At 52.3% G+C, this 23,102-nt stretch carries 25 protein-coding genes, 1 pseudogene and 1 riboswitch; of the genes and pseudogenes, 9 read left to right on the top strand and 17 right to left on the bottom strand.

Features of this window, described 5'->3' with window-relative positions; genetic code table 11:
- Positions 1-44 precede the first annotated feature (44 nt).
- Positions 45-944: an RNA polymerase factor sigma-32 gene (locus P8H26_RS10095; RefSeq protein WP_289632839.1), complete on the top strand. Its 900-nt coding sequence runs from the start codon at positions 45-47 to the stop codon at positions 942-944.
- 45 nt (positions 945-989) lie between these two features.
- On the opposite strand, the gene P8H26_RS10090 is transcribed toward P8H26_RS10095, so the two are convergent.
- From P8H26_RS10090 to thiB, 4 genes are all read right to left on the bottom strand, one after another.
- The gene (locus tag P8H26_RS10090; protein WP_289632838.1) at positions 990-2,495 is read right to left on the bottom strand and encodes a M48 family metalloprotease; all 1,506 of its coding nucleotides are present in this window, start codon (positions 2,493-2,495) and stop codon (positions 990-992) included.
- A gap of 229 nt (positions 2,496-2,724) precedes the next feature.
- The gene (locus P8H26_RS10085) at positions 2,725-3,459 is read right to left on the bottom strand and encodes an ATP-binding cassette domain-containing protein (RefSeq protein ID WP_289632837.1); all 735 of its coding nucleotides are present in this window, start codon (positions 3,457-3,459) and stop codon (positions 2,725-2,727) included.
- Positions 3,456-5,093, bottom strand: a complete 1,638-nt coding sequence (gene thiP / locus P8H26_RS10080; RefSeq protein ID WP_289632835.1) for a thiamine/thiamine pyrophosphate ABC transporter permease — start codon at positions 5,091-5,093, stop codon at positions 3,456-3,458. The genes P8H26_RS10085 and thiP overlap by 4 nt, the downstream gene beginning before the upstream one ends.
- 73 nt (positions 5,094-5,166) lie before the next feature.
- Positions 5,167-6,180, bottom strand: coding sequence for a thiamine ABC transporter substrate binding subunit (gene thiB / locus P8H26_RS10075; protein WP_374708271.1), 1,014 nt, complete (start codon positions 6,178-6,180; stop codon positions 5,167-5,169).
- Between the two features lie 58 nt (positions 6,181-6,238).
- Positions 6,239-6,350: riboswitch (TPP riboswitch) on the bottom strand.
- Between the two features lie 94 nt (positions 6,351-6,444).
- Between thiB and P8H26_RS10070 the strand changes: the two genes are divergently transcribed.
- The 3 genes from P8H26_RS10070 to P8H26_RS10060 all read left to right on the top strand — a co-directional run bounded on the left by P8H26_RS10070 (position 6,445) and on the right by P8H26_RS10060 (position 9,470).
- Positions 6,445-7,086 (top strand): thiamine diphosphokinase, encoded by a 642-nt coding sequence (locus P8H26_RS10070; RefSeq protein WP_289632834.1) that lies wholly within the window; start codon positions 6,445-6,447, stop codon positions 7,084-7,086.
- Between the two features lie 113 nt (positions 7,087-7,199).
- The gene (locus tag P8H26_RS10065; protein ID WP_075657278.1) at positions 7,200-7,484 is read left to right on the top strand and encodes a glycine zipper 2TM domain-containing protein; all 285 of its coding nucleotides are present in this window, start codon (positions 7,200-7,202) and stop codon (positions 7,482-7,484) included.
- A gap of 171 nt (positions 7,485-7,655) precedes the next feature.
- On the top strand, positions 7,656-9,470 hold the full coding sequence (locus P8H26_RS10060; RefSeq protein WP_289632833.1) for an ABC-F family ATP-binding cassette domain-containing protein: 1,815 nt from the start codon (positions 7,656-7,658) through the stop codon (positions 9,468-9,470).
- A gap of 63 nt (positions 9,471-9,533) precedes the next feature.
- On the opposite strand, the gene P8H26_RS10055 is transcribed toward P8H26_RS10060, so the two are convergent.
- Both P8H26_RS10055 and P8H26_RS10050 read right to left on the bottom strand, forming a co-directional pair.
- Positions 9,534-10,481, bottom strand: a complete 948-nt coding sequence (locus P8H26_RS10055) for an aldo/keto reductase (RefSeq protein WP_289632832.1) — start codon at positions 10,479-10,481, stop codon at positions 9,534-9,536.
- A 135-nt stretch (positions 10,482-10,616) separates the two neighbouring features.
- Positions 10,617-11,102: a MarR family winged helix-turn-helix transcriptional regulator gene (locus P8H26_RS10050; protein ID WP_289632831.1), complete on the bottom strand. Its 486-nt coding sequence runs from the start codon at positions 11,100-11,102 to the stop codon at positions 10,617-10,619.
- Between the two features lie 73 nt (positions 11,103-11,175).
- Here P8H26_RS10050 and P8H26_RS10045 point away from each other — a divergent pair, with 73 nt between their 5' ends.
- The gene (locus P8H26_RS10045; protein ID WP_289632830.1) at positions 11,176-11,529 is read left to right on the top strand and encodes a DUF1428 domain-containing protein; all 354 of its coding nucleotides are present in this window, start codon (positions 11,176-11,178) and stop codon (positions 11,527-11,529) included.
- Positions 11,530-11,591: 62 nt separating this feature from the next.
- Here P8H26_RS10045 and P8H26_RS10040 read toward each other — a convergent pair whose 3' ends face one another.
- From P8H26_RS10040 to P8H26_RS10030, 3 genes are all read right to left on the bottom strand, one after another.
- Positions 11,592-11,861: a DUF2312 domain-containing protein gene (locus P8H26_RS10040; protein WP_113945304.1), complete on the bottom strand. Its 270-nt coding sequence runs from the start codon at positions 11,859-11,861 to the stop codon at positions 11,592-11,594.
- Between the two features lie 160 nt (positions 11,862-12,021).
- Positions 12,022-12,330: a DUF1244 domain-containing protein gene (locus P8H26_RS10035; protein ID WP_289632829.1), complete on the bottom strand. Its 309-nt coding sequence runs from the start codon at positions 12,328-12,330 to the stop codon at positions 12,022-12,024.
- Positions 12,331-12,348: 18 nt separating this feature from the next.
- On the bottom strand, positions 12,349-13,152 hold the full coding sequence (locus P8H26_RS10030) for an N-formylglutamate amidohydrolase (protein ID WP_289632934.1): 804 nt from the start codon (positions 13,150-13,152) through the stop codon (positions 12,349-12,351).
- A 602-nt stretch (positions 13,153-13,754) separates the two neighbouring features.
- On the opposite strand from P8H26_RS10030, the pseudogene P8H26_RS10025 reads away from it, so the two are divergent.
- A pseudogene (locus P8H26_RS10025) lies at positions 13,755-14,147 on the top strand (DUF1036 domain-containing protein); the annotation flags it as partial.
- Positions 14,144-15,580: a pyruvate kinase gene (gene pyk / locus P8H26_RS10020; protein ID WP_289632826.1), complete on the top strand. Its 1,437-nt coding sequence runs from the start codon at positions 14,144-14,146 to the stop codon at positions 15,578-15,580. The pseudogene P8H26_RS10025 and the gene pyk, both read left to right, overlap by 4 nt.
- A 56-nt stretch (positions 15,581-15,636) precedes the next feature.
- Here pyk and P8H26_RS10015 read toward each other — a convergent pair whose 3' ends face one another.
- The 5 genes from P8H26_RS10015 to P8H26_RS09995 all read right to left on the bottom strand — a co-directional run bounded on the left by P8H26_RS10015 (position 15,637) and on the right by P8H26_RS09995 (position 18,778).
- On the bottom strand, positions 15,637-16,308 hold the full coding sequence (locus P8H26_RS10015; protein ID WP_289632825.1) for a M48 family metallopeptidase: 672 nt from the start codon (positions 16,306-16,308) through the stop codon (positions 15,637-15,639).
- 182 nt (positions 16,309-16,490) lie between these two features.
- Positions 16,491-16,616: a type B 50S ribosomal protein L36 gene (ykgO, locus tag P8H26_RS10010; RefSeq protein WP_075657282.1), complete on the bottom strand. Its 126-nt coding sequence runs from the start codon at positions 16,614-16,616 to the stop codon at positions 16,491-16,493.
- 242 nt (positions 16,617-16,858) lie between these two features.
- A complete protein-coding gene (locus P8H26_RS10005; RefSeq protein WP_289632824.1) occupies positions 16,859-17,932 on the bottom strand; it encodes a 5-(carboxyamino)imidazole ribonucleotide synthase in 1,074 nt (357 codons plus the stop codon).
- A gap of 3 nt (positions 17,933-17,935) precedes the next feature.
- A complete protein-coding gene (gene purE / locus P8H26_RS10000) occupies positions 17,936-18,442 on the bottom strand; it encodes a 5-(carboxyamino)imidazole ribonucleotide mutase (protein ID WP_289632822.1) in 507 nt (168 codons plus the stop codon).
- Positions 18,443-18,574: 132 nt separating this feature from the next.
- Complete coding sequence (locus tag P8H26_RS09995) at positions 18,575-18,778, bottom strand: YdcH family protein (protein ID WP_289632933.1); 204 nt, start codon at positions 18,776-18,778, stop codon at positions 18,575-18,577.
- A gap of 331 nt (positions 18,779-19,109) precedes the next feature.
- On the opposite strand from P8H26_RS09995, the gene P8H26_RS09990 reads away from it, so the two are divergent.
- The gene (locus P8H26_RS09990) at positions 19,110-19,292 is read left to right on the top strand and encodes a YdcH family protein (RefSeq protein WP_289632931.1); all 183 of its coding nucleotides are present in this window, start codon (positions 19,110-19,112) and stop codon (positions 19,290-19,292) included.
- 79 nt (positions 19,293-19,371) lie between these two features.
- On the opposite strand, the gene P8H26_RS09985 is transcribed toward P8H26_RS09990, so the two are convergent.
- A complete protein-coding gene (locus P8H26_RS09985) occupies positions 19,372-20,778 on the bottom strand; it encodes an MFS transporter (protein WP_289632821.1) in 1,407 nt (468 codons plus the stop codon).
- A 68-nt stretch (positions 20,779-20,846) separates the two neighbouring features.
- Here P8H26_RS09985 and P8H26_RS09980 point away from each other — a divergent pair, with 68 nt between their 5' ends.
- Positions 20,847-21,248, top strand: a complete 402-nt coding sequence (locus P8H26_RS09980) for a helix-turn-helix domain-containing protein (RefSeq protein WP_289632819.1) — start codon at positions 20,847-20,849, stop codon at positions 21,246-21,248.
- Between the two features lie 113 nt (positions 21,249-21,361).
- On the opposite strand, the gene P8H26_RS09975 is transcribed toward P8H26_RS09980, so the two are convergent.
- Together P8H26_RS09975 and P8H26_RS09970 are read right to left on the bottom strand one after the other, a co-directional pair.
- The gene (locus P8H26_RS09975) at positions 21,362-22,648 is read right to left on the bottom strand and encodes an MFS transporter (RefSeq protein WP_289632818.1); all 1,287 of its coding nucleotides are present in this window, start codon (positions 22,646-22,648) and stop codon (positions 21,362-21,364) included.
- A gap of 259 nt (positions 22,649-22,907) precedes the next feature.
- The gene (locus P8H26_RS09970; protein WP_289632817.1) at positions 22,908-23,099 is read right to left on the bottom strand and encodes a DUF1192 domain-containing protein; all 192 of its coding nucleotides are present in this window, start codon (positions 23,097-23,099) and stop codon (positions 22,908-22,910) included.
- Positions 23,100-23,102: the final 3 nt, after the last annotated feature.

The raw sequence follows: 23,102 nt of genomic DNA, 5'->3' as shown, positions 1-23,102 counted from the left end.
AACATGCCCGCAGGGCGCATTGCTTTTTCGTTATGGAGATTGAAATGAAGCCTGTAGCGTATTCTGAAGTAGCGACACGTTCCGTATCCTTTGTAACCTCCAGAAATTTAATTCGCAGTGCGATGTCCGCGCCCTATCTTGAGCGTGAGCAGGAGCAGGCTCTGGTGTTACGCTGGAAAGAGCAGGGGGATCAGGTTGCACTCGATCAGATCACTTCAGCACATATGCGACTGGTCATTTCTACCGCTTCACGCTTCCGCAAGTTTGATCTTCCAATGGCCGATCTCATTCAGGAAGGCACAGTCGGACTTATGGAAGCTGCTTTTCGTTTTGAACCGGAACGGGATGTACGATTTTCTACCTATGCGATCTGGTGGATCAGAGCCTCTATTCAGGATTATATATTGCGAAACTGGTCAATCGTGCGCGGTGGCACAAGCTCCACACAGAAAGCGCTGTTTTTCAATTTGCGGCGTTTGCGTGCCAAGCTGGCGCAAGAGAATGAAACAATCTCCAAAGGCGAGATTTACAGCCGCATTTCCAGTCAGTTGGGCGTTCCTGAAAAAGATGTCGAACTGATGGATTCCAGATTGTCGGGGCCCGATAGTTCTTTAAGCATGACCGTCTCTCCTGATGACAGTAACAGTGCTGAAAAAATTGATTTTCTGGTTGATGATCATCCGTTGCAGGACGAGATTGTCGAGAACATGATCGACAGTGAAAGGCGCGTCAGCTGGCTGAAACAGGCTCTTTGTGTTTTGAATGATCGTGAGCTCAGGATTATTCGTGAGCGACGGCTGAAGGATGATGCGGTGACGCTGGAAATGCTTGGTACAAGGCTCGGAATTTCCAAAGAGCGTGTGCGTCAGATTGAAAACCGCGCCTTGGAAAAGCTACGTGCGGCCTTGCTCTCACAAAACGGTATTGCCGGTTATCACGCCTGAACGCGTTTAAAATAGTCTATGAAAAAGCCCCTGACGGGGCTTTTTTTATTCGCTGATGATTTTGACACGATCGCCGGCAGAGACAGTTCCTCCGGCTGGCAGAGCGTTCAGCAAGCGGAAAAGCTCCAGCTTGCGGTCTGTCCCCTGCATGCGGTTTGCCAGCGAGCCAAGCGTGTCTCCGGCCTTAACAGGTATAACACGGATGCGCAGTGGTTTCGCAGCGGCCTGTTCTGCGGTGGTCAAGACACGGAAGCTTTGTGTCGTCGACTGTGTTGTGGCACTCAGCGCATTGCTGTTCTTTGGTGCAGCGATGAGGAAGCGATAAACCTTCTGACCGGAAGCGATAACAACAATTTCAAACTGCCATTTATCTGCACTTGCCCGTGCTGTGGCCGCTGGCAGGCCATTGATAGTGGTTGTCTGAACCGACTGATCATCCAGTCCGGTTACCCAGCCGCTGCGGATATAGGCGGCAAGATCGCTGCCCTGCGGCAAGGCCGCGCCGTCAAAGCGGATTGCAATTTCTCCGGGGCCGCTGGCCATCACGGCACTTGCAGAATTATCAATCGTAAAGCCCTGCGGGACGCTGAAGGTCACGCCGAGTTTCGGATGGATAAAGGTGCGCTCGCGCACATAGCCTTCCTGCGGAGAGTCGCCGTAAAGCAGCCCGTCAATACCATTGAGGAACGAAGCGCGTTCTGTGGTGCCGACACCGGGCGCGCCGATGCGGCGTGCATGACCGATCGCAAGATCAACACGTTGCGGTGTTGCCGGATGCGATGCGAGAAAGTCTAGGCTGGCATCTGTGGCGCCGGATACAGAACGGAAACTGGTATAGGCTTCCATAGATTGCAGAAAGCGTGCCGAGGCAAACGGATCATAGCCCGCAGCACCGATCATTTTGATGCCGATGACATCCGCCTGCAATTCCTGATTGCGCGAGAACTGCGCCAGACGCAGCTTACTGCGAATGGCGGCTTCACGACCGGCAGCTTCATCATGCAACACTTCGGATGCCACACGCTTGGAAATAATGGATTCAGCTTCTTTTGCCTGCCGCAGAATACCGTGATTGGCTGTGACATGACCCATTTCGTGCGCAATCACTGCTGCAACTTCAGATGAATCATTGGCAAGCGCCAGCAGGCCGCGGGTTACATAGAGATAACCGCCGGGCAGGGCAAAGGCGTTGATGTTGGGGCTGTTAAGAATGGTAATACGATAGGTCTGATCAGGATTATCCGAAACCGTTGTCAGCTTGCCGACAATTTTTGCCACCATGCGTTCAAGCTTGGCATCGTTATATTCGCCGCCATAGGTTGCCAGAATACGCGGGTGCTGTTGCGCACCAAGCTGCGCAAGCTTGTCATTTTTGCTGACATTGGCAACGGTTACAGGATTGGACGAAGGACCGATGACATCCGGATCAGAAAAATCAACAGATTGGCAGGCAGATAAAAACGCGACCAGACCGATGGCGGCTGCCCGTTTGAAAACCGGAGAGATGGAGGGCTTTCCCGCAGCGGAAAAACGTAATGCCCTTGTGTGCATGTCCAGTATTGTATCCTCGGTTCTTATCGTGCGGTACTTGATTCTTCGCTCGTATAAACGCGTCTGTATCTCCAATATAAACAATGCTCCTGCCAAGAGAAGTGAAATGATCTTTGCGGCATTTCACAAATTGTCAGGTAGTGTTTTATTGCAGCTATAAACCGCTCTGCTGTTAAACTATGGCAATATCACGTCTTTCGGCATGATGACCAGACTTATAGACTGCATGTCAGAGCAATTTATGCCCCGTGGTGCCCATATAGTCACGAATAGCCTGAGGGCCGGAGGACGAAAGCATCATTGCTGCATCGCCTTGCGCTTTTATCTCGCCATTGGCAAGAAAGAGTAAAGTTGAATTAAAGCGCAGCGCATCTTCCGGCGTGTGGGTTACCATCAGAATGGTAATGCCGGTCTCGCGTTGCAGGTCGCGGATCAGATCCAGCATTTGCTGACGCAAAGCCGGCCCTAAAGATGCGAATGCCTCATCCAGCAACAAGACCGGCTTGTCACGCACAAGGGCGCGGGCAATGGCAACACGCTGCCTTTCACCGCCGGAAAGCTCTGCCGGTTTGCGGTGCTCTTTGCCTGTCAGTTCTACGCGGTCGATCGCGGTTTGAATGGCTGCCTGATCCGTATTACTGAGTTTCAATGAAGGAGAACGTCCCAGACCGATATTGGAACGCACATCCAGATGGGCAAAAAGATTGTTTTCCTGAAACACCATTGTGACCGGCCGGTTTGCCGGTGGTTCATTGCTGATATCAGCGTTGCCAATGCGTATCCGGCCGGATTGCGGTGTTTCAAATCCGGCAATAAGGTTGAGCAGGGTGGATTTACCCGAGCCGCTCGGACCAACAATCACACCGGTTTCACCGGCTCCCAGTTGCAGATTGAACAGCATCTCCGCCTGGCCGAAGGAAAAACGAACCGTATCAAGTTCGATGGCAGCGTTATGTCGCTTCATAGGATATTCCGTCCAGCGGTTTTGTCAGAATTGGTTTTTTTGCCGGTGGCCAGCATCAAAGCAAAGCAGATGACAGCAAGAATCAGCGCCAGCCCCGCTGCATCCGTGGTGCGGTAGCTGCCCATACGTTGCAGCAGAAGATAGGGCAATGTCTGTACCGCGTCGCTGCCGAAAAGCGCAATCGTGCCGAGATCGCCCATAGAAAGCGCCATAGCAAACATAAAGCTCAAGGCCAGTGGCCGCCGTAGCACCGGCCAGTCAATCAGTCGTAAACGGTTGAGGCCGGTTATGCCAAGCGCGGTGCAAAGCCGGTTGTTCTGTGCGGCTGCGCTGTCCCATGCAGGACGCAGCAACCGCACGGTAAAAGGCATGGCCATGACACCATTGACGGCGATGACCATGAAGGGTGCCAGCGTGAAAACATCGGTAAACCGGCGCAGCAGAATGAACCAGCCCGCACCAAGTACAATCGGCGGGATAATCAGCACAAGGCTGGCACCGCTATCGAGCGCCGTGGTGAAGAGAGAGCGCAGAGCCCGCGGGTGTTTCAGATTTTGTGCTGCACTGTATTCACGCGCAGTGACCAGTGTGAGTGACAGCAATACGCACAAAGTGGCCGCACCAAATGCCAGCAGCAGTGAGGTGATAATGGCTTGTTGTACCGCAGTCTCACTAAGCAGTCGCCGCAGATCAGAGGTGAGGCCGGAAAAGATCATGCCAAAGATCGGTAAGGCGATGAACAGCGTGGCGATGATGATCATCAGACCGGACAGGATTTGTGCCGGTTTGCCGTGGCGGATATAGTTGCGGCTTGTTGTGGTCAGGGACAAGCCTTCTTCTGCCGGTTTGCCGGTGAGGCGCAGCAGGCATAGTACAGCAATCGTCAGCAGCAATTGTGTGAGTGTCAGCGCGACGGCTCGCCCTAAATCAAAGTCAAAATGCAGTGCCTGATAAATTGCTACTTCCAGCGTGGTGGCACGCGGGCCGCCGCCTAAGGTCAGCACAATAGTAAAAGAGCTGGCGCAGAGCATGAAAATCAGCCCTGCTATACCACTTAAATTACGGGCAATTACCGGCCATTCAATCAACCGGAAGCGGGCGAAACTGCCCATGCCGAGCTGTGCGGAAAGTTTCCAATAGTCTTGCGGTATGGATTCCAGACTGGCGAGCAGAAGTCTGACGGCCAGTGGCATGTTAAAAAAGACATGGGCGAGCAAGATACCGGTCAGACCATAAATATCCGGTATCAGGGGTATGCCCAGCGCCGTGCTGCCTTGTGCGATTATTCCGTTGCGTCCGTAAATACTGGTCAGGCCGAAGACTGCGACGAGAGACGGCAATGTCAAAGGAATGGCAAAAAAGCGCAGCAGAAGTGTGCGGCCGCGAAAACCGGTACTGGCATGTAAGGCGCGTGCTACCGGTAGTGCAAAGACGATGGATAACAGGGCGGACAATATCGCCTGTAACAAAGTGAAGCGCGTGATATTCCATAGATAGCTGTCAAAGGCAGCCGCTGCATTACTGTCTGCCTGAAATCCCTGAAGTCCAAGAGACAGCAGAGCCCCGCCGGTGAGCACCAGCAACAGGGTCAGGACAAGCAGACCTGAATAGGTTTTAAAACGCAATACTGGCATAATTCTCCGGTTGTATTCCGCCACACAGAGCGGCGGAATACGGTCGTTTGTCATAACCTTTTATACTCTGCTATTAGCGGCTCATGGCTTTCAGCCACTCATCCACCCATGCTTTGCGGTTTTGTGCAACTGTATCGGAGGCGAGCAACAGGCTTTTGTCCGGTTTTGGCAGCGTATCAAAGGCAGCATTGAGTGGGGCAGATGTATTATAGGCCGGATACATCCAGTTGGTTTCCGGAATAACATCCTGAAAACCGGATGTGGTCATAAATTTCAAAAACTCTGCGGCACGCGGGTTTTTAGCACCGTTTACCGTCTGACCTGCCAGTTCAATCTGAAGGTAATTGCCTTCTTTAAACACAACGGCCTTATAGCGTTCGGTTTTTTCCGAGATGATATGATAGGCGGCCGAGGTCGTGTAGGATAGCACCATCGGTGCTTCACCCTTGGTAAACAGGCCGTAGCCCTCAGACCAGCCCGGAGTAACTGTGAGAACGCGCTTGCTGAGTTTTTGCCACTGTTCCGCTGCCTGATCGCCATAGAGATCTTTCACCCAGAGCATCATGCCCAGACCCGGTGTTGAGGTGCGCGGATCCATCAGGATGATTTTCTGTGACGTATCACCATTGATCAGCTCAGTCATGGATTTAGGAGGGTTTGTCAGTTTTTCACTGTCGTAGATCACAGCGAAATAGCTGTAGTCATAAGGCAGGAAGACATCATCCTGAAAATTGCCCGGTACGTTGCTTTTAATATCGGTCAGCGCGTGCGGGGCAAACAGGCCGGAGGCTTTGGCATCGCTGATCAGATTGGTGTCCAGCCCCAGCACAATGTCTGCCTTGGTTGAAGTGCCCTCAAGTTTCAGGCGGTTGAGCAGCGCTACACCATCGGCAACAGCCACAAAATTCACTGTGCAGCCGCAGGATTTTTCAAAATTTTCTTTTACCTTCGGTCCCGGCCCCCACTCGGCCGTGAAACTGTCATAGGTATAGATTGTCAGATCCTGTGCCTGCGCTAAGCCGCTGCCCACGGTCAGAGCAGAGAGGATGCCGGTCGTCAGAAGAAGTTGTTTGATAGCTGCGTTCATAGGTTTCAGGCCGCGCGGGCTCTCCTTTGGTTTCTGTTTTCAAGGATTGAGCGCCGGAAGCCGGACAGCATCTAATCCCTCCGCCGGTACAAACCGGATCAGGTTCAGCGGGTTAGCCGGAGACCGGCCTCTCAGCCTTCGATAGATCGAAGGCACCCCGTTAGAGCGCGCCGACCATAAGACAGAGTGCAGGGGCAGAGCAAGAAAATTGTTGGAAACAAAGGCGGGTCTTCCGGTCAATAATGCGTCGTGATATGCAGCGCTATGTCAAAATTTCTTATTCTTCTCGGCGGTGATCTGACCGTCACTCCGCGGCTGAAACAGCAAATTGCCGGTGCGCGTGTTCTGGCGGCTGATAGCGGTATGCGCCATGCGGCAGTTCTGGGTGTGGAGCCGGAATTATGGCTCGGAGATTTTGATTCCACCGATGAAGCTCTGGCGAGCAATTATCAGGCCATCGAGCGGCAGGTTTTTCCTGTTGCCAAGGCAATGACCGACGGCGAACTTGCCCTGCATGAAGCCTATGAGCGTGGTGCTACGCAGGTGATTTTAGCCGGTGCTTTTGGTGGTGAGCGTACCGATCATGCGTTTCTGCATCTGAGCATGGCGGTCGCCCATGCGCATCAGGGCAGACAAGTCTTTTTGACCAGCGGGCATGAAGAGGCGACGCCGCTGACCTATGGTGAAACGGGCTTTGATCTGCCGGACGGAACATTATTCAGTATTCTGGGATTTGAGGCGTTAACCAGATTGTCAATTTCCGGCGCTGAATGGCCGCTTGATCAGGTTTACGTGCCGTTTGGCTCTTCTTTAACGCTCTCAAATAGAGTAAAAGAAAAGTTAACGGTAACATTGGATGCGGGGGCTGCAATTTTATTGGCTTCCCCCGTCAGCGACATGCTCTGATGTGACTGAACATAAAAACCTGTAAATTGTTTTGATAGGTGCTGTCTTCTTTTTGCTATAAAATGCATGAGATTATGGCATGCAGTGAGTAGTCTCAACGGGAGTAACTTTTGATGAAATCACGTCTTTCAATGATCGCAGTAACGGCAGTACTCGCGTTTTCGACAGTTGCTTGTACAACTGGTGAGCAGCGCACCGCCGGTTACGGTGTTGGTGGCGCAGCGCTTGGCGCTCTTGCCGGTGGTGCAATCGGCGGTAACGGCCGTGGCGCTCTGACCGGTGCTGCAATCGGTGCGGTTGCCGGTACTCTGCTCGGTGCAGCACAGACCCGTAACGGCGTTCAGTATTGCCGCTACCGCGACAATTACGGCCGCGTTTACGAAGCGCCTTGTAACTAACAGGACGCAAGTCCTTGTGATGAAAACAGGCCGGTTTCCGGCCTGTTTTTTTATGTCTGCGCATAGCACTTAAGGGATTCAGGAAATTTTCCGTAAGGGTTCCTGTTTGTATCAATATGCAGTAATGAGCAGTGACGATCTTCTGCCTCTCTTTTTAAAGCGTATATATTTATGGCTCCTCCTCTTCTCCGACTTGACCAGATCAGCCTGACTTTTGGCGGCACGCCGCTGCTTGAAGATGCAGGATTGTCGATCAGCGAGGGGGAACGTATCGCGCTGGTCGGACGTAACGGTTCCGGTAAATCCACATTGCTGAAAATAGCCGCAGGCATGGTTGAACCTACCGGCGGGGAAATCTTCCGTCATCCGTCTGCGACGATCCGCTATCTGGCGCAGGCACCGGATATGGATGGTTTTGCGAATGTGCGTGATTATGTAGAGGCGGGTCTCGGCCCTACAGATGATCCTTATCGCGTGGCCTATCTTCTGGAAAATCTCGGGCTGACCGGTGATGAAACGCCGGAGCAGCTCTCAGGTGGTGAAGCCCGTCGTGCCGCTTTGGCGCGGGTAATTGCGCCGCAGCCGGATGTGTTGCTGCTGGATGAGCCGACCAACCATCTCGATCTGGCAACCATTGAATGGCTGGAGCAGGAACTGCGCCAGATCCGCTCTGCGATTGTGCTGATCTCCCATGACCGGCGTTTTCTGGAAAATGTCAGTCGTGCAACCATCTGGCTTGATCGCGGAGTTACGCGCCGTATCGAGCAGGGTTTTGCGCATTTTGAGGAATGGCGTGACAAAGTTCTCGAAGAAGAAGAGCGCGATCATCAGAAACTCGGCCGCCAGATCGTGCGTGAAGAGCACTGGCTGCGCTATGGTGTAACTGCGCGGCGTAAGCGCAATATGCGCCGCCTTGGTGAACTGCACACCATGCGCAAAGATTTTCGCACGCATCGTCATGCGCAGGGTGTGGCGACATTACAGGCAAGCGACGTCAAAGAATCCGGCAAGCTGGTGGTTGAAGCTGATAAAATCAGCAAGGCCTATGATGACCGTGTTTTGGTCAAGGATTTTTCAATTCGTGTGAATCGCGGCGACCGGATTGGTTTAGTCGGGCCGAATGGCGCGGGTAAAACGACTCTGCTCTCGATGCTGATCGGTAAGCTTGAGCCGGATTCCGGTACGATCCGTCTTGGTGTTAATCTGGATTTTGCCGAGCTCGATCAGAAACGCGAGCTTAATCCGGATGAAACGCTGTCCCATTATCTGACAGACGGGCGCGGTGAATCGCTGGTGGTCAATGGCGAGCAGCGCCATGTTGTGTCCTATATGAAAGACTTCCTGTTCCAGCCGGAGCAGGCACGCACGCCGATCCGTGAGTTATCCGGTGGTGAGCGCGCACGACTGATGCTGGCACGGGTTCTCTCGCGCCCTGCCAATCTGCTGATCCTCGATGAGCCGACCAACGATCTGGATATGGAAACGCTGGATCTGTTGCAGGAACTGGTTGCGGGCTTTCCGGGTACCGTTATTCTGGTCAGCCATGATCGTGATTTTCTTGACCGTACAGTGACTTCGGTGATTGCGCCGGAGGGTGACGGGCGCTGGCTGCAATATGCCGGCGGCTATGCGGATATGATGGCGCAGCGTAAAGAAACCGCACTGGCGCGCCGTCAGGTGAAAACTGCCGCTCCGCGTGGTGATGCTGAGCCGGAGACGACTGTTGCTGCTCCCAAGCGCGATGAAAAGCGCAAATTATCCTATAAGCAAAAGTTCGCTCTGGAGACATTGCCTGCAAAAATGGAAAAGCTTGGGGCAGAGATTGCTGCTCTTGAGGTGAAAATGGCTGATCCGGCGCTCTATACAAAAAATCCTGATCAGTTTGCCAAGATTGCCGGTGAGATTGAGAAAAAGCGTAATGAAGTTGAAGCTCATGAAGAAGAATGGCTTGAACTGGAAATGCTGCGGGAAGAAATTGAAGGCTGAGCTGCCTTTAACACTATAGAATATAAAGCCTGCCTGAAGCATCCTTCAGGCAGGCTTTTTGTTTTAGGCGCTGGCTTTGTTCAAAGTGTCCAGAGCATCCTGATCGAGTGTCAGACGTGTGGCTTTAATCAGCTCGTCCAGCTGTTCAATCTTCGTTGCACTGGCAATCGGTGCGGTGATTGACGGCTGAGCCATCAACCATGCAATGGCAATCTGTGCAGGTTTAACCGCATAGCGCTCTGCAACCTGATCCATCGCTTCCAGAATTTTCAGCCCGCGCTCATTGAGATAGCTTGCGCCAACTCTGTTACCGCGCGTGCTGATGCTAAGATCGGCTTCACTGCGATATTTGCCGGTAAGGAAGCCTGCTGCCAGCGCATAATAAGGAATGACGCCGACCTGATTAGCGCTCACCACCGGTTCCAGCGTGGTTTCATAGTCGCTGCGGTCATAGAGATTATAAAGCGGCTGCAATGAGTCATAGCGCGGCAGATTGTGTTTTTCAGAGGTTTCCAATGCGGTCTTCAGGCGCTCGCCTGTGATATTGGAAGCGCCGATTGCGCGTACTTTACCGGCTTTGATCAGATCCTGAAATGTGCCGAGCACATCCTCAAACGGTGTATTCGGATCATCATAATGCGACTGGTAAAGGTCAATATAATCTGTTTGCAGGCGCTTGAGAGAAGCATCAACACATTCGCGGATATGGGCTGGCGCCATTGTAAAGCCTTCGCCCATATCGCCGCCAACTTTGGTGGCAATGGTCAGCTTTTCGCGGTTGCCGCGGCTTTTGAGCCAGTTGCCGATGACGGCCTCAGACTCGCCGCCCTGATGCCCCGGCACCCAGCGTGAATAGATATTGGCCGTATCAATAAATGTCAGCTCTGCATCGAGCAGGCGGTCGAGCAAGGCAAATGATGTTGTTTCATCGGCTGTCCAGCCAAAGACATTTCCGCCAAAGCATAAAGGGGAAACTGTTAAATCTGAACGTCCGAGCTGTTTTAAGTGCATTCCGTTTTCCTCCGCGAAAGCGGTCAGAGCGATTCAGCGCTTACTGAAACTGCTCTCACCACTGTATTCATTGCGAAACGGATTATGAATAAAAAGCAGATCATGGAAAGGGAAAGCAGCTGAAGTGCACCGTTTTTATGACACGATTTCGTGTTTCACTTTTTGAGTGGCATGGCTGACATTACCAAGATCACACAGCATTGCGCGTAACAAATCGCCATTGCCGTTCAGGAGCGTGTTTTCCAGTTCTGCATGTGTTGCTCTCCAGACCGGCACAGCCGCTGCAAGAAGAGCTGATCCCTTGGGCGTAAGCAGTAATAACCGGCTGCGGCGGTCTGAAGGATCAGGCACAATTTCAACCAGTGCATTTTTCTGAAGCGGTTTTAGAGCTGCGGTTAAAGTTGTTCGATCCATCGCCAGTAATTGCGCAACCGGTGCAATGGAGGGCGGCTTAGGACGGTTGAGCGCCATCAGTAATGAGAACTGGCCGTTTGTGAGATTATAGGGACGCAAAGCATCATCAAAATACCGTGCCAGAGCACGGGCGGCGCGTTGTGCATGTAGGCACAGGCAGGTATCGCGAACTTCAAGTGTGGTTGAAAAAGGCACATTTATTGACATTCCATAATTATGTTGATATCAACATATTAAGTCAACGGAAGAATGATGTTACCCACAACCGAGGAGAGGTAAAATGGGATATATTGAGGGTTTTGTAGCGTCTGTACCGGAAGGCCGCAAAGAAGACTACCGTAAACATGCAGCTGCAGCGGCTGTGATTTTTAAGGAATTTGGCGCCACCCGCATTGTTGAGTGCTGGGGCGATGATGTGCCCGATGGCAAGCTGACGGATTTCCGCCGCTCCGTGCAAGCCAAAGATGGCGAAGTTGTTGTATTCAGCTGGATTGAATTTCCGAACAAAACTGTCCGCGATACAACATGGAAAAAAATGATGGAGGATCCCCGTATGCAGGCGATGGGTGAATCCATGCCGTTTGATGGCAAGCGGATGATCTATGGTGGTTTTGAAAAACTGCTGGATGTCTGACGCTGATTTTTAGCAATAAAAAAGGGAGCATACAGCTCCCTTTTTTATTGTCCGCTGACGGATCAGCTCATGCCAAGCGCGTCCATATAAAGCTGGATCATCGCTTCTTCTTCCTGACGCTCATGCGCTTCTTTTTTGCGCAGGCGGATAATGGTGCGCACGGCTTTGGTGTCAAAGCCGGAGCCTTTCAGCTCAGCAAAAACCTCTTTGATATCATCAGAGATGGTTTTCTTTTCTTCTTCCAGTCGTTCAACACGTTCAATAAATGCACGCAGCTGACCAACTGCAATGGACTGGGCGCTGTCGCCGGTAATATCGTCGCTCAATATCATTCTCCGATTATAGACAAGACCATCTGAAACGCGTGACGCGAGTCGCAGGCCTTAAAAACAGGGGTCTTGGTTGCCTCACATGGGGCTCATGGTCAAGCAACGGTTTCAAGAATCTTGAATTTGAAATAGCGCGTAAGCGGTAAGATACTGGTTAAAATATTTATTTATGGTCCGGTTTTTGTGCAGAAAAAGCATCCAACTGTGCCTGATTGGCCGGTGTCTGATGTTTTTCACGCCATTCATCATAAGGCATGCCGTAAATTTCAGCGCGGGCTTCTTCTTTGGTCAGAGCGTTACCATCCGCATTGGCTGCTTCCTGAAACCAGTTGGACAGACAGTTGCGGCAAAACCCGGTCAGGTTCATCATATCAATATTCTGAACATCGGTGCGATTGCGCAAATGCTCTGTCAGCCTGCGAAAAGCCGCGGCTTCATAAGCCAAACGCTGCTCACTTGTCATTTCAGTCACGTGATTTCCTTTCAAAGTTCAGGCTGACAGAGCAATAGCAGGGTCAGTGCGCGAACCGTAATGGCGAATATCATGGAGACCTGCCATTGCATTAATATGTTTCAGCATCGGAGCGAGGCGGTCTGCCCATTCTGCTACACCTGCCGGTGTTGATATCAAATCCTGCCGGACCTCGATCAGCACATTAGCATAGCCCTTGGCCGTACAGTGCCGGAACAATGTATCATTCCGCAGCGCGCCGTCATAAGGCTCATTATCGCCGACAAATAAGGTGCCGTCTTTACGCAGCATAGACAGAAGCGGGGTAATTGCACGGTCGTCCTTGTCCCAGAGCAGGGCAACCTGCCAGGGGCGGGGTGTGGTTTTCCACACCGGTGTATAGGAATGGACAGAAACGACAAAAGGCGCGTGCCCGCTGGTTTGCGAAACTATGTTGCAGGCGGCATCCACGGCCTGATGATAAGGGCGGTAGAAGGCATTCAGCCGGTTCTCCCGCTCCTGTAGCGTCATCGGATAATTGCCGGTAATAACGGCTCCGTCAGAGAGCTGCATAATGAGTGTCGGGTCATCCTCACCGCGGTTAGGATCAATCAGCAATCGTGAGAAACCACCGAGCACTGCCGGAGCCTTGAGCTTTTCAGCCAATGCGCGGGTCAGCATTTCAACGCCGATATCATAGGCAATGTGGCGTTCAAAAATATGAGGTGCGAGCCCCAGTGTTCCGTAAGGTTGCGGTACTGCGCGGCTGGCGTGATCCGCAATCAGCAACATTCCTTGCGAAAAATCACCGCCAATGGTTTCAAAAGGGGAAAAGCCTGACATCTGCGTTCCGGAATTAACAAGATGGTTCCAGATATAAATGGATTGCAAAGAATTGCGAGCCATTTATGTGCTGCGCTCCGGTTGCGGAGAGGGGGGCTGGTATCAGATCAGGTGGTGGGCTATAGACAAACTGCAATTAAATCGATTTGATTTGTTGTAAACTCTAAAACCGGAAAATCGACAGGGTGAGGGAAAGTAACTTTCAGGTTTGATGCGGTTTCTTCAGGATGCGGGTGCGTTGCAGGGCTCCGCCGTTTGGCAGAGCAGTCTATTTTGCTATTCACTCCGATTTTAGCGGAAAACCGGCATCAGGCACTTGAGTCTGCCAGCAACTTGCGTGAATTATGCAGCTCTCAGGCATCGCATTTTTCTCCGTGAGCAGATACGGTGCCGTAACTCAATTGTTTACAGCGCTGTTCTTGTTGTGCCTGTCAGGAGCACAAGCTGCAGTCCGGTGATAAACGCAAAGTTTTTCACCTTGCTGTTATATGTAAGCAGTACCGTGCGCTGAAAGGTTCTGGCGGATGCGTCTTCATTCTACCTTGTCATATTTTCTGGCACTTATTTCGGTTACGTTTATTTCAATGGCATTTTCTGCGCCTGAAGCACGGGCTGATTTCCGCGTTTGTAACTCAACGCAAAATCTGGTCGGTGTTGCAATTGGTTATCGTGCCAAGAGCGGATGGATTACAGAGGGCTGGTGGCATATTAACGGGTCGAGCTGCAAAACCCTGATCGAAGGCCCCCTGACCTCGCGCTATTATTATGTTTATGCCGAGGATTCAGAAGGCGGCGGTCGCTGGGACGGCAAGGTCAATATGTGTGTGGCCGAAAACGAGTTTAAAATTAACGGCGTGAATGACTGTTTTGCCCGCGGTTTTCAGCGCTCCGGTTTTCAGGAATACGATACGGGTGAACAATCAAGCTGGATGGTGCAGCTCACGGATGATGCACCGGCCGGCAATGCCACAGTGACAGGAACCAATCACCAATGAGACGTGCCCGCAAGGTAAAGATCCTCGCAACACTCGGCCCCGCATCTTCGGATGAAGCGGTTATTGAGAAATTGTTTGAAGCCGGTGCGGATGTATTCCGTATCAATATGAGCCATGCGGATCACGATCTGATGCGTGAGCTGGTGCGCCGTATCCGTAATGTGGAGCGCAAGCTTGGTCGTCCGATCGGTATTCTTGCAGATTTGCAGGGGCCAAAACTGCGCGTCGGCAAGTTCAAAGACGGCAAAGTTGATCTGGTGCCGGGTCAGATATTCACGCTGGATGCTGATGAGACACTGGGTGATGAAACCCGAGTTTTCCTGCCGCATCCAGAAATTTTGCAGGCAGTGCAGGCCGGTGACCGTCTTCTGATTGATGACGGCCGCTTAGCATTGCAGGCTGAGGCGACTGACGGTAAATCCATTCGTTGTAAGGTGATTTCGGGCACAAAAATCTCTGACCGTAAGGGTGTGAGTCTGCCGGATACGACTTTGCCGGTTGGTGCTTTGACTGAAAAAGATCGTCGCGATCTCGATGCCGTGCTGCTGGAAGATATTGACTGGGTAGCGCTGTCCTTCATTCAGCGGCCGGAGGATCTGGCGGAAGTGCGCAAGATTGCCCGCGGTCGCGTTGCGCTGATGTCTAAGATTGAGAAGCCGCAGGCTGTTACCCGTCTCGATGAGATTATCGAATTGTCAGATGCACTGATGGTTGCCCGTGGTGATCTGGGCGTTGAAATGCCGCTGGAAAGCGTTCCGGGTATTCAGAAGCAGATTGTGCGTGCCTGCCGTAAGGCCGGTAAGCCGGTGGTTGTTGCGACCCAGATGCTGGAATCCATGATTACGGCGCCGGTGCCAACCCGTGCAGAAGTCTCCGATGTGGCGACTGCCGTGTTTGACGGTGCGGATGCGGTGATGCTGTCCGCGGAATCGGCAGCCGGTGATTATCCGGTTGAAGCGGTTGCGACAATGGCACGTATTGCTGAAAAAGTGGAACGCGATCCGAATTATCCGTCCATTGTCAATAATCAGCGTTCAGAACCGGAGGCAACCGGTGCGGATGCGGTATCGCTGGCTGCCCGCCAGATTGCCACGACGCTGAACCTCTCGGCGATTATCTGCTACACCTCATCGGGCACCACAGGCCTCAGAGCGTCGCGTGAGCGGCCGCTGACGCCGATCATTGCTCTGTCACCTGTCGTAGAGACTGCACGCCGCCTGTCGATCGTGTGGGGCTTGCATTGCGTGGTAACAGAAGATGCGCGTGACCTCGACGATGTGGTCAACCGTGCGTGCCACATTGCCTATCGGGAAGAGTTTGCCAAGCCGGGTGACCGTGTGATTATCACGGTTGGTGTGCCGCTCAGAACTCCTGGCAATACCAATATGCTGCGCATTGCCTATATCGGTATGGATGGCCTGACAGGGATCTGATCGTTGTCAGATTGCAATAAAAAAGCCCGCTTTCGAGCGGGCTTTTTTTGTATGCTTTAAAGTGCTGTATCGCTGTCGGCCTCGGTTAGTTTCAGCATTTCATCCTGTGCTTCTTTCATCATCGGATAAACGCTCAACGCCTGACTGTAGAGCCACAGGGCACCTTTATTGTTGCCGGTCTCGCGCAGCAAAGTCGCATAGTTGATGAGAACATCAAAATTGCGTGGCTCTAAGATCATGGCCTGCCGGATATCGCTGAGAGCCGGTGCCAGTTCGTTGCGGCGCAAATGCAGGCGCGCCCGCAACTGCCAGACAGTTGCATTGTCAGGACGTTGCGCCATGACCTCATCAATATAATCCTGCGCTTCTGCATCACGCGACTGGTTGAGGGCTGTTTCTGCCCAGCGCAGCATCAGATCCAGACTATCGCTGCCGGTGCGCACAAAACTCTGGCGCAAACGGCTGGCAATAGCGTGGGACTTTTCCGGTGTTGAGGCCTTACGCAGATCTGCGAACAGCTGCTCCTGTTCTTTCTGGCGAACTTCTGTGAGCGGCCCTGCCATTTCCACGTCGGGATTTTTGGGTTTCTCTTTGGCTTTAGGGGCGATGTTCTGAACCGGCGCGGTTTTTGCAGGTTCAGGAATTGTGATGGCCGGTGGCATAGGTTGCTGCATCTTACCGGACGTGCTGATGTCTTCAGCCGCAGCAATACCTATAGCGCCTGTCATTATCAGGGCTGTCATTGCGGAAAGGTACAGGATGCTGCGTGTCTTGATCATCGCTCTATCATAATACAGAAGCCGGCGGTTTAAAGACATAAAAACAGCGCCGGTAAATAAATACCGGCGCTGTTTAAAATTCTTACAACTGACTGCAGCAGAACAGGTTCAACCTGTTCTCACTCAGCTTATTAACCCTGACGAGCTTTAAAGCGAGGAGCAGTTTTGTTGATGATGTATACGCGGCCCTTACGACGAACCAGCTGGCAGTCACGATGACGGCCTTTGAGCGCTTTAAGCGAATTCTTGATCTTCATGTTACTCACCAATGTGTTTGGCCCGAATTGGGCATATTCCTGGAACGTGTCTCATTTCATTAGAAACGCTGCGCTCGTTCCAGCTCTTTGTTTCTATACATGCCTTGTTCCCAAAACCGTTTCCCGTATTTGGGAGCATGTTTCAGTGCGAGCCAAAGAGCACGTTTGAATGGTTGAGGTGAAATAGTCAATGAATGGGTCAATTGTCAACCATTGATGCGCACGGAACCCTTAAAACGGTGTTATTTTCCGCTTTTAATGCGTGTGACGTGCCCCATTTTGCGCCCTTCACGTGCCTCTGCCTTACCGTAGAGATGCAGGACTGCATCCGATTCTGCCAGAATCGCCGGTACTTGCAGTACGTCATCACCGATCAGGTTCTCCATAACGCAGTCACTGTGGCGTTTAGGATCGCCCAGAGGCAGACCGGCAACGGCTCGGATATGCTGCTCAAATTGTGATACAGCGCAGGCTGCTTCCGTCCAATGGCCGGAATTATGCACTCGTGGTGCAAATTCATTGGCCACAACCGAGCCATCCGGCAGAACGAAAAATTCGAAACCGAGCACACCAATATAATCCAGTGCATGAAGCAGCTTCTGTGCGGCATCGATGCAGAGTGCGGTGGTTTCAGCGCTGATGGCAGCCGGTATAGTCGAGGTGTCGAGAATGCCATTCTTGTGGACATTTTCAGCGATGTCATAAAGGCGGACATTGCCTGTCTTGTCGCGGGCGGCAATCACAGAAACTTCGCGGGTAAATTCCACAAAGCCTTCAAGGATCGCCGGTGCATTCTTGATCGCTGCAATTGCTTCTGCGGCGGCATTATTGTCGAGACTGTTAAGGCGCACCTGACCTTTGCCGTCATAGCCGAAGCGGCGGGTTTTCAGAATGCCACGCCCGCCAAGCGCGCCCAGCGCTGCGACCAGATCTTCCACATCATCAACAACGCGCCAAGGCGCTGTGGCAATGCCGCTGTCATTGAGAAACTGTTTTTCCGCAACGCGGTCCTGTGAGATTTCCAAGGCGTAAGGCGGCGGGGAAACGATGTTTTGTGTTGCCAGAAATTGTGCCGCTTCTACGGGCACATTTTCAAACTCATAGGTAATCACATCGCAGGCTTCAGCCAGTTCCTGCAAGGCAGCGCGGTCATCATAACTCGCTACGATCTGACGGTTGGCAACCTGTGCGGCAGGGCAGTCTGCCTGTGGTTCCAGAATAATGGTTTTAAAGCTCAGACGCGCGGCAGCCATAGCCAGCATGCGGCCAAGCTGGCCTCCACCGATAATGCCGATTGTTGATCCTGCTTGCAGCATGGCTCAGTCCTCATCTTTCGGGGCAGGTGCCACAACATCGGTCTGGGCTTTGCGATAAGCATCCAGACGGTCTGCCAGCGGCTTGTCATGCAATGCAAGAACTGCTGCGGCAAGAAGGGCGGCATTGGTTGCGCCAGCATTGCCGATTGCCAGTGTGCCGACAGGAATGCCGGCAGGCATCTGTACGATGGAAAGCAGAGAATCCTGACCGGACAGCGCCTTGGATTGCACAGGCACGCCAAAGACCGGCAGGGGCGTCATGGCTGCAACCATACCCGGCAGATGGGCGGCACCACCTGCACCGGCGATAATCACATGAAAACCCTGATCGCGTGCCGTTTTGGCAAATTCAACCATGCGATCCGGTGTGCGGTGTGCAGAAATAATACGGGCATCATAAGCAACCCCCAGTGTATCCAGTGCCTGCGCCGCATTGCGCATGGTTGGCCAGTCGGACTGGCTGCCCATAATGATGGCGACTTTCGGGGAAGTTGGAGTGTTATCTGCCATGAAATGTCCTGTCAGGTGCGGGATTTTGAAAATAAAAAATCGGTCAGGCTTTGTAAAAGTCTGCCGGTGTTTTATCTGCGGTAAGAATTTAGAATGACCGGATCAGATTCAGACCCGAATTCAAGCCTGCGTTCAGGCAATAATATCCGGAATAATCTTGTCTTCCAGCTTGCTCAGCTGATCTTTGACCGCGAGCTTTTTCTTTTTCATACGCTGAATGCTCAGCTGATTGCAGCCGGTTTGCATCATGGCATTGATGGCAAGATCAAAATCCGTGTGTTCCTGTCGTAACCGTGCAACGGAGAGGCGAATTTCAGCTTGTTCCTGATCGGGCATGGCATATTCCATCTGATCTGTCCTAACGGGAGAAAATACCGCGAACACTCCCATTTGCCGCAAACCTGATACAGGTCGCAGTTTTCACAGAAGCACCGCAGGTCAGTATAATCCGCCCTTTTTCAGCTTTGCCGTAGCATAATTTTGGCAAAGTTGAAATGCGCCAAATATGAATTCGACATTAATGAAAACTCATGCAAGACTGTCATTGTTTTGTCACAGTCTGGTTCAAAGCTGAGAGAGGTATCAGGGGGACTCTCCGCAAGACAGAAGCGGAAAAAGCACCTGATCCGACAAAATTATGATGATGCGTAAGCACAAAGGAGAAGCAATAATGGCACTCGAATCCCATCTTGCCTCACTGGAAAAGAAGCATGATGCACTGGAAAAAGAAATTTCCGACGCCGCAGCATTGCCAGCTACCGATACGCTGACGATCGCCGATCTTAAACGTAAAAAGCTTTATCTGAAGGAACAGATCGAAAAGCTTAAAACTCAGGTCACCCGACATTAAAAAACGCTGAACTGTAAAGCACAGTTTTTAAACAGAACCGCCGGACAGGCAGGCTCTGAAAGATGTGGTGCTGGCCTTGTTAGGCCTGCACCGGTTTGATCTTATTTCTTATGCTGAGCAGTGTGATAATCAGCGAAATCAGTGCGAGCCCTGCCGCTGTCAGTAATGTGACGGTGAAGGCAAAGCTGACTGAGTTTACAGCGGCATGAATGAGGTCTTCCTGCCCGAGGGCTGTAATGAAGATCGTCGCCATGACAGATGCGCCTGTCATAAATCCCAAGTTGCGCGATAAACCCAACAGTCCTGATAAGATACCGCGTTGCTCTTCCGGTGCCGCCAGCATGATGGCCGTGTTATTGGCTGTCAGAAACAGCTGAAAACATGGCGTCAGCATCATCAGTGAGACGATATATCCGGCAGTTCCGAGCCTGACCGGTAGCAAAGCCATGCAAATGAGTGCGACACTCATGGCACTTAGTCCGGCCACGAGGATGCTTTTTACGCCAAACCGGTCGGTGATACGACCCGCAGGAATACCGGCCAAAGCCGCAACAACAGGCCCGACGGCAACAACCAGCCCTGTTTGCGCTTCTCCCAGCAACAGTCCGAATGATAAAAAGAGCGGCCCGACCACCAGCATGGCCATCATCACTGAGCTGATCAGCCCGTTGGTTATCAGAGAGGCGCTGATCGCAGGGTTGCGTAGAACTGTCAGGGGAACCAATGGCGAGGAAGACCTGATCTCAACGATGATAAAAAGCATGAGAGCGAATAAAATTGCAGGGAGTGTGCGTGACAGGCCCCAGTTCATACCGCTTTGCTGCCCGCTGGTCATTACTGCATAGAGAAACAATACGACTGCCAGTAACAATGCGCCTGATAAATCGAGGGAGCGACTGGTTTTATGTGCTTGCTTTGATGCCGGTATCGCTTTTACAGCCAGTCCCAATACGATCAGGCCGGAGAGTGCCAGCAGAATAAAGGCCGAGCGCCAGCCAAAACCTGCAATCAGAAGACCGCCCACTGCGGGCCCAAGTGCGGTGCCGACTGCTGACATCGAGGCAAGCAGTCCCATAGCTGACCCTGTTCTTTCTCCTGCAACCATTCCCCTTATCACTGAGACCGGCAATGCCATCAGGATTGCTCCGCCTATGCCTTGTAATGCGCGGGCTGCGATGAGCATTGTGAGGCTTGGTGCTACGGCACAAAATACAGAGCTGACTGTGAAAATTATCAAGCCGGTGAGCAGGATAAAACGCTGGCCAAACAAGTCGGCGCATCGTCCTGCCAGCACAATGGTGACTGTGACAGACAGCAAATAAATCAGCACCACCCATTGCACTGCGGAAACGGGTGCTTCCATTGCTCGGCTGAGCGCCGGTAGTGCGATGGTGGTGATGCTGACGGCCATCGAGGCGAGCAGCATGGCACCCGAAAGAGCAATAAGTGCAAGGCGGGGCGGTATGATCGGGATGGGCGAGCTCACAGCAGTTCCTCTTGTGGTGAATTTGAGTCGCTGTTACATTGCCACTTCAAGTCAACTTGAGGTCAAGTATGAAACTTCTGGATATTGGAGTTCTCTCTGAGCGGAGCGGCGTTCCGCCTTCAACTCTGCGTTATTACGAAGAAATCGGCCTGATCGACTCTTTCACGCGCCACGGATTGCGACGTCAATACGCGCCGGAAGTGCTGCAACAACTGGCGCTGATTTCACTGGGGAAAATAGCAGGATTTCCGCTTGCCGCCATGAAGGGCATGTTCGGCAAGGATGGTACTGCTGATTTGCCGCGAGAGGCATTGCACCAGCAGGCAGACCGGCTAGATGTGCAAATTCGCCAGCTCACCACGCTCAGTAAAGCTCTGCGGCATGTGGCGGAATGTCAGGCAGAATCGCATATGGAATGCCCGAAATTCCGCAGGCTGATGAAAGCAGCCCTGCATGCGCGCAAAGAATGATCTTGCTGGTTTAGAGCGCCGTGTGCCAGACTTGGCACACAAAGGTCGCTCTAACACTTTAAAATTAGAGCATAATTCTCCCTTCAACTGATCCAAGTTTAAGGAATTATGCTCTAACCGTCAGCTTTAACCGGCTCCGGCTTTTCGGCTGCTTTTTCTTCCTGAGCGATTTCTGATCGCGGATCGAGCAATACGCTTTCCTGTGTGGCTGGGCGTTCAGCCGCCATACTCTGAAATTGTTCTTTCTCGGAAGGGAGCGGGGATGCGCGCTTGCGCGAACGCAGAATGGCATAACCGGCAATGGCAATATGTGAAAATGCTGTCACCAGAAACAGGCCGGAAGGGCGCAGCATATTCATAGCCTCAGCGGCGATGAGCGGCCCGAGCATGGTGCCGAAACCATAGAGCAGAAGCAAGCCGCCGGAAACCTTGACGAATGTTTCGGGTGTTGCATGGTCATTGGCATGCGCCACGGCGACCGGATAAATCGCATAGGCAAGTGCGCCGTAAAATGCGGTCATCACCAGAATGAGGGTGCCGTTGGTCGGCGCAATTGCAAAAATCAGAAAGCCGATAAGCGCTGCCGAGCCTGCCACGCTGGCCATAACATAGCGCCGGTCGATACGGTCGGAAAAACGTCCGACAGGAATTTGCATCAGCGCACCGCTGGCAATTGTGAAACTGACCATCAGCGCGATTGTGGTTGTGTCGATACCGCTTTGAGAACCGAAAACCGCGCCGAGCGTACCCCATGCACCATTGGCAATGCCGATCAGGATAACGCTGACAAAGGCAACCGGTGAATTGGCATAGAGTTTTTTCAGATCAAGCTGTACCTCTGTCAGCGGGCGCGGGGATGAGGCTTTCGAGGCTGCGGTCGGCAAAAGCGCCAGACAGAAAAAAATCGCGGCGATCATAAACAGCGAGTGACCTTGAATGTCGCCGGTTGTGACCAGCATCTGACCGCTCATCACCGCGCCGTAGTTGACCATCATATAGAGGCCGAAAATTTTGCCGCGTGTTTCATTGGTGGCTTTTTCATTGAGCCAGCTCTCAATGACCATGAAAATACCGGCCATTGCAAAGCCGGTGATGGCGCGCAAAAACACCCAGATTGTGGCGTCAACCATCAATCCGGTCAGCAAGACCACAATGGCAGCGGTTGAGGCAAAAAAACCGAATGCCCGGACATGACCGGCACGGCGTACCAGACGGGGCGCAAAAATACAGCCTGCCACAAAGCCGCCTGCCCATGTGGTACCGATCAAGCCCAGTGCAGTGACCGAAAAGCCTTCTGCATTACCGCGCAACGGCAGCAACAAACCATGCAGACCGGAGCCGATCAGCAGAAAAGCGGTGCCGCAAAGCAGAGCGAAAATCTGGACATAAGAACGGAACACGCGGAATCCTTTTTATTCACGGGCAGTCTATAAGCTATGAAACCTGTTTGCCTGAAAGCGCAACATGAAATTACCGCTTCAAACAGATTGAATGCAGCCATGCTGACCTATCGTTTGAAAGAGCGCAAGGTTTTGGATCAGGCATTTATGCAAGAAATTGAAGTGACGGGATAATCTGCCGATAAAAATAAAAAGACCTCTGCCGGAAGACGGCAGAGGTCTTGATGATTGTTTGCAATGAGAAGGTCTTAAACAGCGCTCACATACGAAACAGAGCTTCAGCAGCTTCGCGGCTGTGGTTTCTGTCACGGCGGTCTGTTTCCAGTCTGCGGATTTCTGCTTTGAGTAAGGCAATGCGACTATCGATTTCAGCGGCAGAAAGCAGGGTGACATCCTCACCTATAGTGTGGCTGAAGGCGGATTTCTCCTGCGCATCATTATCAAAGAACATGGC

Origin of the sequence: Pseudochrobactrum sp. sp1633 (assembly GCF_030376605.1) — a bacterium.
Lineage (GTDB): Bacteria > Pseudomonadota > Alphaproteobacteria > Rhizobiales > Rhizobiaceae > Pseudochrobactrum.
Note: the sequence above shows the minus strand (reverse complement) of the source record. Positions and strands in the feature narration are given on the sequence as shown.